The following is a 12,814-nucleotide window of genomic DNA, read 5'->3' as shown; positions in this document are numbered from 1 at the left end:
CGGCCGGTACCCGATGACGTGTGAGGAGCAGGAGATGGGCGAGTTCGTCAACCTGACGGTGGCCGACGGGGTCGGCACGATCCGGCTGGACCGGCCGAAGATGAACGCGCTGAACGTCCAGGTGCAGGACGAGATCCGCGTGGCGGCCGAGCAGGCCGCGGCGGACGACGCAGTACGGGCGGTCGTCGTCTACGGCGGCGAGAGGGTGTTCGCGGCCGGTGCGGACATCAAGGAGATGGCCGACATGTCGTACGCCGACATGGTCCGCCGCTCCGGCCCGCTGCAGGCCTCCCTCTCCGCCGTCGCCGCGATCCCGAAGCCGACCGTCGCCGCGATCACCGGCTACGCCCTCGGCGGCGGCTGCGAACTCGCCCTGTGCGCCGACTACCGGATCGCCGCCGACGACGCCAAGCTCGGCCAGCCCGAGATCCTGCTCGGCGTCATCCCCGGCGCCGGTGGTACTCAGCGGCTGAGCCGCCTGATCGGTCCGTCGAAGGCGAAGGACCTGATCTACACCGGCCGCTTCGTCGACGCCGCCGAGTCGTTGCAGATCGGCCTGGTCGACAAGGTCGTTCCCGCCGCCGAGGTGTACTCCGCGGCCGTCGCCTGGGCGTCGCAGTTCTCCCGCGGTGCCGCGCTCGCGCTGCGCGCCGCCAAGGAAGCGATCGACGCGGGTCTTGGTGTCGACCTGCACACCGGCCTGGAGATCGAGCGGCAGCAGTTCGCGGGGCTGTTCGCCACCGAGGACCGGTCGATCGGGATGAAGTCCTTCGTCGAGAACGGCCCCGGCAAGGCCGACTTCAAGGGCCTCTAGGAGATACAGATGACTACTGCTGGACCGAAGCCCGCCGCCTCCGCCGAAGATGTCGAGGCCGCGTGGAACGACAACAAGCTGGCCCAGGTGCTCTACCACGACTGGGAAGCGTCGACCTATGACGAGAAGTGGTCGATCTCGTACGACGAACGCTGCGTCGACTACGCGCGCGACCGGTTCAAGGCTGTGGCCGGCACCGACGGCTGGCCGTACGGCAAGTCCCTGGAGATCGGCGCCGGCACCGGCTTCTTCACGCTGAACCTGAAGCTGGCGGGCGTGCTCGCCGAGGCCCACGTGACCGACCTGTCGCCCGGCATGGTCGAGGCGGCCAAGCGGAACGCCGACACGCTGGGGTTCGCGATCGAGGGCAAGGTCGCCGACGCGGAGAAGCTGCCGTACGAGGACGACACCTTCGACCTGGTCATCGGGCACGCGGTGATCCACCACATCCCGGACGTCGAGCTGGCCTTCCGTGAGATGCTCCGCGTGCTCAAGCCGGGCGGCCGGTTCGTCATCTGCGGCGAACCCACCCGGTACGGCGACTACGTGGCCCGGCGGCTCTCGCGCTTCACCTGGTGGGCGACCACCAACGTCACGAAGCTGCCGGCGCTGTCGCACTGGCGTCGTCCTCAGTCGGAGCTGGACGAGTCGTCGCGGGCCGCGGCACTCGAGGCCGTGGTCGACCTGCACACCTTCGACCCGGACACCTTGGCCCGTACGGCGGAGCGCGCGGGCGCGACCGCCGTACGGACGGTGACCGAGGAGCTGTTGGCGGCATGGGTCGGGTGGCCGATCCGGACGTTCGAGGCGGCGGTGCCGGAGGAGAAGCTCGGCTTCGGCTGGCGGATGTTCGCCTACAAGTCGTGGCTGCAGCTGTCCAAGGTCGACAAGGTGCTCTCCCAGGTCGTGCCCGACGAGCTCTACTACAACGTGTCCATCACCGGCGTCGCAAAGTAGGACGTGTACATACTGGACGGATGCGGTTGCTGACGGCGGCGAATCTTCGCTGGGTGGTGCGCCACCGGGCGTGGACGCCGTACTACCTGAAGCGGTACTGGCGGTTCGCCTGGTTCAAGCTGCGGCACCCGCAGGTGATCACCGAGGGATTCGTCTTCCTCGGCAAGAAGCTGGAGATCGTCGCCCGGCCGGGCCACGGCCGGCTGATCCTGGGCAAGTGGGTGCATCTCGGCGACGAGACGCGGCTACGCGCGCACGAAGGCACGCTGCGGATCGGCGACAAGGTCGTGTTCGCGCGCGACGTCACGGTGAACTGCTACCTGGACATCGAGATCGGCGCGTCCACGTTGATCGCGGACTGGACCTACATCTGCGACTTCGACCACAAGACCGACGACCTCGGGCTGCCGATCAAGGACCAGGGGCTGGTGAAGTCGCCGGTGCGGATCGGGCCGGACTGCTGGCTCGCGACCAAGGTCACGGTGACGCGTGGGGCCGACATCGGCCGCGGCGTGGTGATCGGGGCGAATAGTGTTGCCCGTGGCAACATTCCCGAGTACTCCGTGGCGGTGGGCATTCCCGCTGTGGTGGTGCGGGACCGGGTCAGCCGGTACGAGGCCGAGGCGGAGCGGCGGGCCTATCTGGCCGAACTGGCCCGGGGCAACGAGGAGACGGCCGCTCGGCTGCGGGCGGGACAACCGCCGGTGGATCCACCTGTGGCGGAGGAGCGCGAGGCGGCGGATGGTCCCGCGGCGGGAGCGGGCGTAGTACCGGCAGTGGAGGATCGCGACGAGGCGGATGATCCGGCGGCGGGGGCGCGCGGAGTACCGGACGGTGCGGGGGAGGTGCGTGTACCGGACAGTGCGGCGGGTAACGGATTGTCTACGACTGGTGATAAAGCAGACGTGAGCAGGGGGTTCTCAAGTTACTCGCCAGTCGGGCACTATGTCCCGGAAGTCGTCGAAGAGGAGACGCAGCGTGGTTGATCAGACCGGCGCGACCCGGCTGGGCGCTGAATGTGACGGACGGTGCGGAGATCGCTACGTTGGAGTCTGTGGACGGCCTGCAACCAGTGGAGGCGTCCGGATCGATCTGGAGGGTGCGGCGCAGACTGTCGCCGCGCCCGGTCCCGGGTAATCGACGCAGGAAACCGCCGGTGCCGGCACCGGCGACGGACGAGGAACCGACCCCGGCTGAGGAGATGGGCGACGTGGGTACTCACGACGACAAGGCGGCCAGCACCGCCGATGCCGAGAAGGCGGTGACCCCGTCGGACGTGGAGGCTGAGGAGACTCCCGCGGCCGAGCAGGGGACCGGCGGTCGCGGTGCGACCGCGACGGTGACCAAACCGGCGAAGCCGAAGACCGCGGCACAGATCGTCGCGGAGCAACGGGCCCGGGAGAGAGCGGCCGCGGAGGCCTCCAGTGCTTCGAAGGCCTCGACGGCGGATGCCGGCGACGCGAAGCAGGACACGGCGGTGACGGAGCCTGTCACGCGGCAGCCGCCGGCGTCGGCCCCTGTCGCGGGCAAGTCTGGTGCCCCGGGCAACAAAGCTCCGGCCGGCAACCCACTGGTGTCGGCCAAGGCCGCGCGGGAAGGCTCAGGTAAGAGTAAGGCGGCGATGTCCGCGGTTGGTTCCGGCGTCAACCGGTTCCGCAATCTGATGGCCTCGCTGATCTGGCTGATCGCCGTGCTGGCTGCCGCTGTGCTCGCGCTCGGCGCACTGTTCACGGCGCTCGACCAGGCGAACCAGAGCAACGAGATCGTGAAGTGGGTGCTGGAGCGCGGGCACGACCTGGTCGGCCCGTTCAAGGACCTGTTCCGGCTCGAGACCGCGAAGAACACCCTGCTGGTCAACTGGGGGATCGCGGCGCTGGTCTACCTGATCGCCGGCAAGCTCCTGGAGCGCTTCATCCGCCCGTAGTTGTTTGTACTGCGGTCAGGTGGATCTCGGTCAGGTGGATCTCGGCCGGGCGATGACGATGAGGTCGAGACTGTCGTCCAGATCGCCCGGCCGGATCTCGAAGTCTTCGCAGGTGGTGCTTCTCACCACGTCGGCGAGGTCGTGCGGCCAGTGGGCGTGGTCGGCGGCCAGTTGCGCGTCCACGCAGGAGCCGTGCTGCGCTTCCCAGTCGGTCAGCCTGTCGCCATGCCAGAGTCCGAGGGTCTCGGTGACCTCGAGCTCCGCGTCGACCAGGCCGATGAACTCGGCCGCGGTGAGTTCCTTGGTGTGGTACCAGTTGCCGCTCGGAAAGGTCAGCCGGTTCGGGGTGGACAGGACGAGAACGCTGTCCGGCTTGAGGATCCGGGCGCACTCGGTGATGAAGCGCGGTTGCTCCCAGAGGTGCTCGATCGTCTGCAGCGACACGACCAGGTCGAACGAGTTCGCGGCGAACCCGGTCTGGACGAGATTGCCCTGCACCGGATTGATCTGTGGATAAGCCTTCGCGAGGTGGCGGAGCGTCGTACCTTCATAGTCGAGACCGATCACCCGTGCCGCTCCGGCCAGGTGGAGCAGTTCCGCGCCGTACCCCTCGCCGCAGCCGGCGTCGAGGACGCGGTGGGTCTCGGAGTCGAGCCAGTTCGCCGTGGTCCAGCGGTAGGCGGCCTCGTGGCGCGCGAACCAGTAGTTCTCGTGCCAGATCCCGGGGGCAGTTCTCTCGCCGGTGAGCGGTAACGTCTCGGTCACCTGGTCAGACTAGGGGTGTTCCGGTGGGTACTTGCTGTTCTACCACCGGACTGTGATGGGACTCGCATGGTTCATAAGTTTCTAGCGAGTAACATCCGTGGCAGGCTGGGAGAGACCGTTAACCAGAAGGGGTCCCACAAGTTATGAAGATCGTCGTCTGCGCGAAGTTCGTGCCGGATGCCACGGCGGACCGCCGCTTCCGCTCCGAGGACAACACGGTGGATCGCGCCGGTGTCGACGGGCTGCTGTCCGAACTGGACGAGTATGCCGTCGAGACCGCGCTCACCGTGAAGGAGGCGGGGGACGGTGAGGTGACCATCCTGACCGTCGGTCCGGAGCAGGCCGCCGACGCCATCAAGAAGGGCCTCCAGATGGGTGCCGACGCCGGCGTCCACGTGAACGACGAAGGGATCCACGGCTCCGACGCGGTGGCGACCTCGCTGATCCTGGCCAAGGCGCTGGGCAGGCTGGAGGCCGACCTGGTCGTGTTCGGGATGGCCTCGACCGACGGCAGCATGGGCGTCGTCCCGGCGATGGTGTCGGAGCGGCTCGGCCTGCCGGGCGTCACGCTCGGCTCGTCGGTGACCGTCGACGGCAACACCGTGACGATCCGCCGCGACGGTGACACCGCCAGCGACACGATCGAGGGCACGCTGCCCCTCGTGCTGAGCGTCAGCGACCAGTCCGGCGAGCCGCGGTACCCGTCGTTCAAGGGCATCATGGCCGCGAAGAAGAAGCCGGTCGAGACCTGGTCGCTGGCCGACCTGGAGATCTCCGCCGACCAGGTCGGTGCGTCCGCCGCGTGGACCGAGGTCACCGAGGTGACCGCCCGTCCGCCGCGTTCGGCCGGCACGATCGTCACCGACGAGGACGGTAGCGGCGCTACCCAGCTCGTCGAGTTCCTGTCCACCAACAAGTTCCTCTGAGGGGCGACCAGAGCATGTCGAACGTTCTCGTTCTCGTTGACCACACCGGTGGCAAGGTCCGCAAGACGACCGCGGAGCTCCTCACCATCGCCCGCCGCCTCGGCGAGCCGGTCGCCGTCTACATCGGCGACGGCGTGCAGGACGCGCTGCCCGCGCTCGGCCAGTACGGCGCGACCAAGGTGATCGCCCTGACCAACCCGGAGCTGACCCAGTTCCTGGTGGCACCCAAGGCCGAGGCGCTGCAGCAGGTCGCGGCCAAGATCGAGCCGGCCGCGATCCTGATCTCCTCGAGCGCCGAGGGCAAGGAGATCGCCGCCCGTCTCGCCGTCAAGCTGGACTCGGGCCTGATCACCGACGCCGTCGACGTGCAGGCCGATGACAGCAACAGCCCGGTGACGACTCAATCCGTGTTCGCCGGCAACTACACCGTCCAGGCGAAGATCACCCACGGCACCCCGATCATCACCGTCAAGCCGAACTCGGCCACCCCCGAGGCGGCCGAGACCTCGCCGGAGGTGGAGGAGTTCGACGTCACGATCTCCGACGCCGCCAAGACCGCCCGGATCACCGATTCCAAGCCGCGTGAGGCCACCGGTCGCCCGGAGCTCACCGAGGCCGCGATCATCGTCTCCGGCGGCCGCGGTACCGGCGGCGACTTCGGCCCGGTCGAAGCCTTCGCCGACTCCCTCGGCGCAGCCGTCGGCGCCTCCCGCGCCGCCGTCGACTCCGGCTGGTACCCGCACGCCTACCAGGTCGGCCAGACCGGCAAGACCGTCTCCCCCCAGCTGTACGTCGCCGCCGGCATCTCCGGCGCGATCCAGCACCGGGCCGGTATGCAGACCTCGAAGACCATCGTCGCCGTCAACAAGGACGACGAAGCCCCCATCTTCGAACTGGTCGACTTCGGCGTAGTAGGCGACCTCCACAAGGTCCTCCCGGCAGCCACCGAAGAGGTAATCAAGCGGAAGTCCTGACCCCTCGACCCGCGAGCCAGGCACCCCCCACCCTGACTCGCTTCCCCGCAGCCCGGCTCGCACCCCCCACGAGCCGGGCTGCACCTTTTCATGCCCCGCGCAGCTCCTGCGTCGCCACTCCCACCCATCCCGGGGCCGCGGCTGCTCCGTCGCCGCTCCCACCGACCGCCAGGCGCGGCTCCTGCCTCGCCGCTCCCACCACCCCGGGGCGCGGCTGCTTCGTCCCCGCTCAGCGAATGGCAGGTGGTCGCGGTGGAGCGACATGGTCACCCGACGGCCCGGGGAAGTTGCCAGGCCGCCGCGAGGTGTTCAGGCGGCCGAGCTCGCCCTGCAGGAGGTGATTGGGCCGGATCGCCTTTGAAGAAGTCCATTCCGAGCGGCTGCACCGGCACGGCTGTACCGAATGACAGGAAGAGTCGCTCGCAACGTCAATCTCCACGCTTACCGAGGCGGTTGAGGCGGAGGGAGAACGCAGTACCTCCTGTTGTTCCGTACGCCGCTCGCCCGTTCACAGCGATTGCCGGCGCCCGCCGTCACCTAGGGCCTGTCTCAAAGTGAGGTCAGGAGTCAGTCGCCGATGCGCGGGACGTTGATGCCGTCCAGGACGGTCTGGAACTGGGGCGAGTGAGCATCAGAGTGGGGCCAGGCGCGCCTTGAGCAGGCAGAACTCATTGCCTTCGGGGTCGGCCAGGACATGCCACTGCTCCTTCCCTGTCTGGCCGATGTCGGCCGGACGCGCACCAAGCGCCAGAAGGCGTTCGAGCTCGGCGTCCTGATCGCGGTCGGTGGCGTTGACGTCGATGTGCAGCCGGGATTTCCCCTTCTCCGGCTCATCCCTGCGACTGAGGATGATCGTCGGCTGCGGACCGCCGAACCCTTCGCGCGGCCCGATCTCCAACGAGCCATCGTGCATACGATCGAGCACGACGAAGTCCAGGACCTCGCACCAGAACCGCGACAGCACCTCAGGGTCGCGGCACCCGAGCACAAGCTCACTGATACGACATGCCATAACGAAACCTGCTCTCAGCCTGGGACTGCCGGGTAGGCCACACGCGAACCTCATGGGCTCCCAGCAGTGAAAACAATCCAGCGACCGTACCGGACGAGGCCGAGCACGGGCGAGATGATTTCAGGGCCGCCCCTGTCCGGGCAGCCGGGCAAGGCCGTTGGCCATGCAGTAGGGAAGCCGACTTTGAGACACGACCTAGTCGCCGGCGTCTTGCTGCGCAACAGCACCCGCGCCGGCTTCCGCGCAGTACCGGGCTGGTCTGGTCGTGTTACCCCGCGCTGGCTTCCGCTGGTCCGGCGCAACACCTGTCCTCGGTCCCTCGCGTAGTACCTGCTCAGGTGGCGAATCAGGGGTGGGGGTGGCGTGGAGGTGGTGGGGCTACCACTCGGAGTTGGAGCATGGCGGCGAAGCGGGCTTCGGGGTCGTCCAGATCTAGGGCGCCTACTTCGGCCAGGCGGCGGAGGCGGTAGCGGAAGGTGTTGGGGTGGACGTAGACGGCGGCTGCCGCGGCTATGACGTCGCCGAAGGCGTCCAGCCAGGCTCGGAGGGTCTCGATGAGGTTGGTCTTGTGGCGGGCGTCGTACTCGAAGAGGCGGGCTACCGGGCCTGTCGGCTCGTCGCCTCGGGCTGCTACCAGGTCTCGGAGTTCCAGGATCAGGGCTTCCACGTGAACGTCGGCCAGGCGGGCGACCCGGGCCGAGCTGCGGCCGGCTCGGAGTACTCGGAGGGCTCGGTCGGCGCTGGTGCGGGCTTGGGCGAGGTCGCCGGCGTCGTGGGCGACCGGGCCGACGCCGATGGAGGCGGTCACGCGGTCGCCGATGCGCTCGAGGAAGTCCGCCGCGATCCGGACGGCACGTTCCTCGCCGTCGGTGCGGTTGCGTTGCACCGGGATGAGGCCGTACGCGACGTCCCCGACCAAGGCGGCCGCAGTACGGGGATGGACGGCGCTCAGGTGCATGGCGAAGGCATCGGCTAGCCGCTGGCGTTCGGTGGCGAGGCCCGGATCGCCGAAGCTCGCGTCGTCAGGCGCGGCCTCGACGACTGCCAGCGCCAGTACTACGACCGGTTGGCCGCTGAGGCCGAGCCTGTTGAGGGCTTCCCGCGCGCCGACGCCGCCTTCGAGCGCAGTACTGACGAGGTCGGCGCGCAGGCGGCGTTCGACGTCGGCGCCGGCCCGGACGCGGAGCAGGTGCAGGGCCACGAGCTTTGCGGCATCGCGGAGGGCCTGGGCGCGTTCGTCGCTCAGCGGCTGGGGGACCGCGGCCCAGATCGAGCCGAGGATCTCGTCGCCGGCTCGGACGGCCACTGCCACACGCGGCATGGTGAACTCGCTCTCGGTGGCCATCAGGGGACGGACGAACACCGGCTCGTCGGTGCGGTAGAGCTTGCGGAAGATGCCGTGGTCGGCGAGGGCGCGGTAGTACCGCTCGGGGACGCGGCGGCCGAGGATCGTCTCCACCCGGGCGCTGTCGGCCTCGTCCTGGCGGCCCGAGAAGGCGAGGATGCGGGAGCTGCGGTCCTCGATCGTGATGGGTGCGTCGAGCAGCGCGGCGACGGCGTTGGCCAAAGCGAACAAGTCGCCGGACGGCATACCGCCCAGGGACTCCGGCCCGTCGATCCCGACGTCGCCCTCGGCGAGCAGTGAACGGAGCAGGGCGGCAAGCTGCGCCCAGGATGCGCCCCGGGTCAAGGCGATCAGCGCGACGCCGGACTCCTTCACCGCGGCATCGATCGTCTCGTCCGGGTGGATGGGGGCGCGCACCACCAACCCCGCGGCCTGCTGCATGCCGAGGGCGCGCAGCAGGTCGGCGATCTCCGCACCACCCTGCAACCCCACGCCCAGGACGAGCGCGTGCGGGGTCAGCACCGGCTCGTCCACCGGGTCGTAGATGACGATGCCGCCCAGCTCCTCGGGCTGGTCCGGGTCGCCCCGCACCAGTTCGAGCAGCGTCGCGCCCAGGTCGTCGAGCACCCGGCCGAGGCTGGCCCGCGGACGTCCGTTCACAGAAGGCAGCACCTTCCGAAGCTAAGAGTCGGAGGGCCAGCGTACTTCGTCCGCGCCGACCAATTCAGGCCTTCAGTTGGTTGAGTTGGACAGAGCTCAGAGAGCCAGCCACTCGACCGACTTGGTGACGGCGGCCAGTTGGTCGGGCAGGGGGTCGACGCCGATGCCAGGGGCGGTGGGGACGGGGAGGTGGCCGTCGACGAGCGTGAACGGCGGCGTGATGTCGGTCTGGTAGTAGCGGTTGGAGCCCGAGGTGTCCCCGGGAAGAGTGAAGCCGGGTAGAGCGGCCAGCGCGACGTTGGCCGCGCGACCTAGCCCGGTCTCCAGCATCCCGCCACACCACACCGGTACGCCGTGAGCCACGCAGACGTCGTGGATGCGTCGCGCCTCCAGGTAGCCGCCGACCCGGCCGGGCTTCACGTTCACGATCGAGCACGCGCCCAGGCTGATCGCAGCAGCCGCAGCCCGAGCCGACGTGATCGACTCGTCCAGGCACACCGGCGTCTTCAGTTGACGAGCCAGTTCCGCGTGGCCGAGCAGGTCCTCCTCGTCCAGCGGTTGCTCGATCAGCAGCAGGTCGAACGGGTCCAGCCGAGCCAGGTGCCGCGCATCCGCGACCGTGTACGCCGTGTTCGCGTCCACCTGCAGCAGTACCTCGTCGCCGAACCGCTCGCGCACCGCGGCAACCGGCTCCACATCCCACCCGGGCTGGATCTTCAGCTTGATCCGGACGTAACCCTCGTCGAGATACCCGCCCACGGCGTCGAGCAGCCGGTCGACCGAGTCCATGATCCCGACCGACACGCCGCACGGCACCCGATCACGCACGGCCCCGAGTTCCCGAGCCAGCGGTCGCCCCTCGGCCCTCAACTCGGCGTCGAGCACGCCCATCTCGAGCGCCGCCTTCGCCATCCGGTGGCCGTGGAACTTCGCCAGCGCCGGCGCGACCGCTGCGGCGTCGAGCCGCTCGATCGAGGCGACCGCCGGTACCAGGAAGCGACGCAGTACGTCGGCCGCGGCGTCGACGTACTCCGACGAGTAGAGCGGGTCCGTCATCGCGACGCATTCGCCCCAGCCCTCGGCGGCGCTGGTGACCACCCGCACGAGCAACGCGTCCTTGCTGGTCTCCGTCCCGAAGGAGGTCCGGAAGGGCGATACCAGTGGCATCTCGATCCGCCGCAGTTCGACCCCGGTCAGCTTCATCGCGTCGTTCCCTTCGCTGTGTCGTGGTTCCTGGTCAGCAGGTACCAGCCGGTCCGGTCGAAGCCCGTCACCCGCGCTCCTTCGGCGATCAGCGTGCCGAGCAGCTCGCGGACCGCGGTACGCCAGGCCTGCGCACCTTCGGGATCGGTACCGCGCATGCCCTCGATATCCGGCGGAATCGCGACCAGCAAGGTCTCCCCGGCCAGGCTGCCGGGTACGGGCCGTCCATCGGGCGAGGACGAGAGGGCGACGACCGCCCCACGCGCCAACTCCAGCCCCGCATCCGCTGCGACGGGTTCGCCGGCCGAGGCCGAGGCGACCGCAGGGGTGTCGAGTTCCCAGCGAACCAGCAGGCGGTCCGTGTCCCCGCCGCTGTTGATGCCGTCGCGCATGTCGCCGTAGAAGTTCGTCAGGTACTCCGTGGGCCGAGCGGCGAGCTTGACGATGTTGAAGTACGCGTTCCGCCGGACCAGTGGGTCGAAGGTCCACGCCACTACGGCAACGCCCCGCAGCATCGCCCACGCTCGTTGATGGATCTTGAGCGCGAAGCCCACACTCCGGCCGCGCGCCTGGCCGGATACCCCGGCGACGTGACTGTGCAGGGCGCCCTCCGAAGGTGGCGCGAAGAAGCCGACACAGGCGCCGACCAGCTCGTCTCCGTCATACGCACCGGCGACATAGTTGCCGGCCTTGGTCAGGGCCCGGAGCAACTCGGTCGTCACCGGCGGATTCTTCGGGTCCGGTCGCCAGATGCCGTCATACAACCGGTAGACGGCATCCAGCTCATCGAGGGCCTTCAGTTCGCGAACCTGTACTCCGGCCGCCGCCGCAGCAACCTCCGCGGAGCGCACGGCCAGATCCAGCGCCGACTCCAACCCGTCGTACGCCGGCGTCATCCCATCGGCCACCGGATCGGCCAACCCGGTCAGCCCGGTCAGGTCGGGAGCGTCGGTCAGGGCGGGAGAGTTGGCCAGATTGGCGAGATTGGTCAGATCGGTCAGCGGGCCGACCTTGGTCAGCTTGTCGGAAGCAGTCATGATCTGTCCGCACCGACTGTCGCCCGCTCGCTCACCTGGTCGTCCGCGAGGAGGTCGGTGATGAGGGCGGTGAGCAGCGCCGTGCGGCGGGGGAGTTCTGCCACCAGGACGTGTTCGTTGTCGGCATGGGCGCCGCCACCGACAGCGCCCAGTCCGTCCAGGGTCGGCGTACCGATCCCGGCGGTGAAGTTTCCGTCCGACGCTCCACCGACGGCGGCCTCGTCCAGCGGCCCGAGACCGAGGTCGACCGCGAGCTCAGTCGCTCGCTGGAACAGGTCCGCAGCTGAGCTCCGCTCCAACGGCGGTCGGTTGGGTCCGCCGGTGATCTCGAGCTCGGCCTCGGCCAGTACCGGTTGCAGCGCGAGCATCGCGGCATGGACGCGATCCTGTTCCTCGGTATCCCGGACCCGGACGTCCACCGCGAAGGTAGCCGCGGCGGGGACCGTGTTCGTCGTAGTACCGGACTCGAGAACTGTCGGCGTGACAGTGGTCCCGCGACTCGCGTCGCCCAGCTGGCTGACCGCGAGCACCTGATGAGCGGCCTCGATCGACGCGTTCACGCCGAGCTCCGGTTCCAGGCCGGCGTGCGACGCACGACCTCGCACGGTGACCTGGTAGAGCGAGATCCCCTTGCGTTCGGTCTTCAGCGCGCCCCCGTCGGCCGACGCCTCGAGGACGAGGGCGGCCGCACAGCCCGCCGCCTCCGCCTCGATGAGTCCGCGGGAGGACGGCGAGCCCAGCTCCTCGTCGCCCGTAACGAGGATCGCGACACCGGATGGATCGGCCAGGGCCGCCACCGCGTGGAACGCGATCACTACGCCGGCCTTCATGTCGAAGCAGCCCGGTCCACGGAGAACACCGTCGTCGACACCGAAGGGGTGCGTCGCCAGCGAGCCCGTCGGCCAGACGGTGTCGTGGTGGCCGAGCAGCAGCACGCGGTTCGCGCCGCTGCCGAACCGCCAGCGGAGGTGGGGCCGCCCATCGAGGACCACCCGCTCGGGGGCGAACCCGAGCCGACGCGTCCCGACCGCCGCCACCACGTCGGCGCTGCGAGCCACCGCTGCCAGATCCGCCGACGGCGACTCACAAGTCACCAGCGCCTCCAGATCAGCCAACAACTCAGCCACCGACTCGCCCGGCGACGCGGCCGCCGACTCGCGTGGCGCGTCCCGCGGCGCAGACGTTTCGTTGCCCATC

The 12,814-nt window shown here is 69.2% G+C and carries 12 protein-coding genes; 6 read left to right on the top strand and 6 right to left on the bottom strand.

Annotated elements, in window-relative coordinates; translation table 11 throughout:
• Nucleotides 1-34 precede the first annotated feature (34 nt).
• From EV644_RS37560 to EV644_RS37545, 4 genes are all read left to right on the top strand, one after another.
• Complete coding sequence (locus tag EV644_RS37560) at nt 35-814, top strand: enoyl-CoA hydratase/isomerase family protein (protein WP_132195307.1); 780 nt, start codon at nt 35-37, stop codon at nt 812-814.
• Nucleotides 815-823: 9 nt separating this feature from the next.
• Entirely contained in the window at nt 824-1,771 is a 948-nt protein-coding gene (locus EV644_RS37555) for a class I SAM-dependent methyltransferase (RefSeq protein ID WP_132195309.1), read from the top strand.
• A gap of 20 nt (nt 1,772-1,791) precedes the next feature.
• A complete protein-coding gene (locus EV644_RS37550; RefSeq protein WP_132195311.1) occupies nt 1,792-2,757 on the top strand; it encodes an acyltransferase in 966 nt (321 codons plus the stop codon).
• Between the two features lie 224 nt (nt 2,758-2,981).
• A complete protein-coding gene (locus EV644_RS37545; RefSeq protein ID WP_206751513.1) occupies nt 2,982-3,695 on the top strand; it encodes a hypothetical protein in 714 nt (237 codons plus the stop codon).
• Nucleotides 3,696-3,725: 30 nt separating this feature from the next.
• On the opposite strand, the gene EV644_RS37540 is transcribed toward EV644_RS37545, so the two are convergent.
• Nucleotides 3,726-4,460 carry a class I SAM-dependent methyltransferase gene (locus EV644_RS37540; RefSeq protein ID WP_132195313.1) on the bottom strand — a complete coding sequence of 245 codons (735 nt, stop codon included), beginning with the start codon at nt 4,458-4,460 and terminating at the stop codon, nt 3,726-3,728.
• Between the two features lie 143 nt (nt 4,461-4,603).
• Here EV644_RS37540 and EV644_RS37535 point away from each other — a divergent pair, with 143 nt between their 5' ends.
• Both EV644_RS37535 and EV644_RS37530 read left to right on the top strand, forming a co-directional pair.
• Entirely contained in the window at nt 4,604-5,386 is a 783-nt protein-coding gene (locus EV644_RS37535; RefSeq protein WP_132195315.1) for an electron transfer flavoprotein subunit beta/FixA family protein, read from the top strand.
• A gap of 14 nt (nt 5,387-5,400) precedes the next feature.
• Nucleotides 5,401-6,360 (top strand): electron transfer flavoprotein subunit alpha/FixB family protein, encoded by a 960-nt coding sequence (locus tag EV644_RS37530; protein WP_132195317.1) that lies wholly within the window; start codon nt 5,401-5,403, stop codon nt 6,358-6,360.
• 631 nt (nt 6,361-6,991) lie between these two features.
• Here EV644_RS37530 and EV644_RS37525 read toward each other — a convergent pair.
• The 5 genes from EV644_RS37525 to EV644_RS37505 all read right to left on the bottom strand — a co-directional run bounded on the left by EV644_RS37525 (nt 6,992) and on the right by EV644_RS37505 (nt 12,813).
• The gene (locus tag EV644_RS37525; RefSeq protein ID WP_132195319.1) at nt 6,992-7,372 is read right to left on the bottom strand and encodes a VOC family protein; all 381 of its coding nucleotides are present in this window, start codon (nt 7,370-7,372) and stop codon (nt 6,992-6,994) included.
• Nucleotides 7,373-7,718: 346 nt separating this feature from the next.
• Nucleotides 7,719-9,377 (bottom strand): PucR family transcriptional regulator, encoded by a 1,659-nt coding sequence (locus tag EV644_RS37520; protein ID WP_132195321.1) that lies wholly within the window; start codon nt 9,375-9,377, stop codon nt 7,719-7,721.
• 96 nt (nt 9,378-9,473) lie between these two features.
• Nucleotides 9,474-10,580, bottom strand: a complete 1,107-nt coding sequence (gene menC, locus EV644_RS37515) for an o-succinylbenzoate synthase (RefSeq protein ID WP_132195323.1) — start codon at nt 10,578-10,580, stop codon at nt 9,474-9,476.
• Nucleotides 10,577-11,617, bottom strand: coding sequence for a GNAT family N-acetyltransferase (locus EV644_RS37510; RefSeq protein WP_241999311.1), 1,041 nt, complete (start codon nt 11,615-11,617; stop codon nt 10,577-10,579). Before EV644_RS37510 ends, menC begins: the two co-directional genes overlap by 4 nt.
• Complete coding sequence (locus EV644_RS37505; RefSeq protein WP_132195325.1) at nt 11,614-12,813, bottom strand: M20 family metallopeptidase; 1,200 nt, start codon at nt 12,811-12,813, stop codon at nt 11,614-11,616. The genes EV644_RS37510 and EV644_RS37505 overlap by 4 nt, the downstream gene beginning before the upstream one ends.
• Nucleotide 12,814 lies beyond the last annotated feature (1 nt).

This window comes from Kribbella orskensis (genome assembly GCF_004342085.1).
In the GTDB taxonomy this organism is placed as follows: Bacteria; Actinomycetota; Actinomycetes; order Propionibacteriales; family Kribbellaceae; genus Kribbella; species Kribbella orskensis.
The sequence above is the reverse complement of the archived record's forward strand: the minus strand, read 5'-3'. Positions and strand labels throughout refer to the sequence as shown.

Excerpts from the sequence above, each read along its gene's own strand:
- EV644_RS37560 (WP_132195307.1), top strand. The coding sequence starts at position 35 with ATGGGCGAGTTCGTCAACCTGACGGTGGCCGACGGGGTCGGCACGATC.
- EV644_RS37555 (WP_132195309.1), top strand. The coding sequence starts at position 824 with ATGACTACTGCTGGACCGAAGCCCGCCGCCTCCGCCGAAGATGTCGAG.
- EV644_RS37550 (WP_132195311.1), top strand. The coding sequence starts at position 1,792 with ATGCGGTTGCTGACGGCGGCGAATCTTCGCTGGGTGGTGCGCCACCGG.
- EV644_RS37535 (WP_132195315.1), top strand. The coding sequence starts at position 4,604 with ATGAAGATCGTCGTCTGCGCGAAGTTCGTGCCGGATGCCACGGCGGAC.
- EV644_RS37530 (WP_132195317.1), top strand. The coding sequence starts at position 5,401 with ATGTCGAACGTTCTCGTTCTCGTTGACCACACCGGTGGCAAGGTCCGC.
- EV644_RS37525 (WP_132195319.1), bottom strand. The coding sequence starts at position 7,372 with ATGGCATGTCGTATCAGTGAGCTTGTGCTCGGGTGCCGCGACCCTGAG.
- menC (WP_132195323.1), bottom strand. The coding sequence starts at position 10,580 with ATGAAGCTGACCGGGGTCGAACTGCGGCGGATCGAGATGCCACTGGTA.
- EV644_RS37510 (WP_241999311.1), bottom strand. The coding sequence starts at position 11,617 with ATGACTGCTTCCGACAAGCTGACCAAGGTCGGCCCGCTGACCGATCTG.
- EV644_RS37505 (WP_132195325.1), bottom strand. The coding sequence starts at position 12,813 with ATGGGCAACGAAACGTCTGCGCCGCGGGACGCGCCACGCGAGTCGGCG.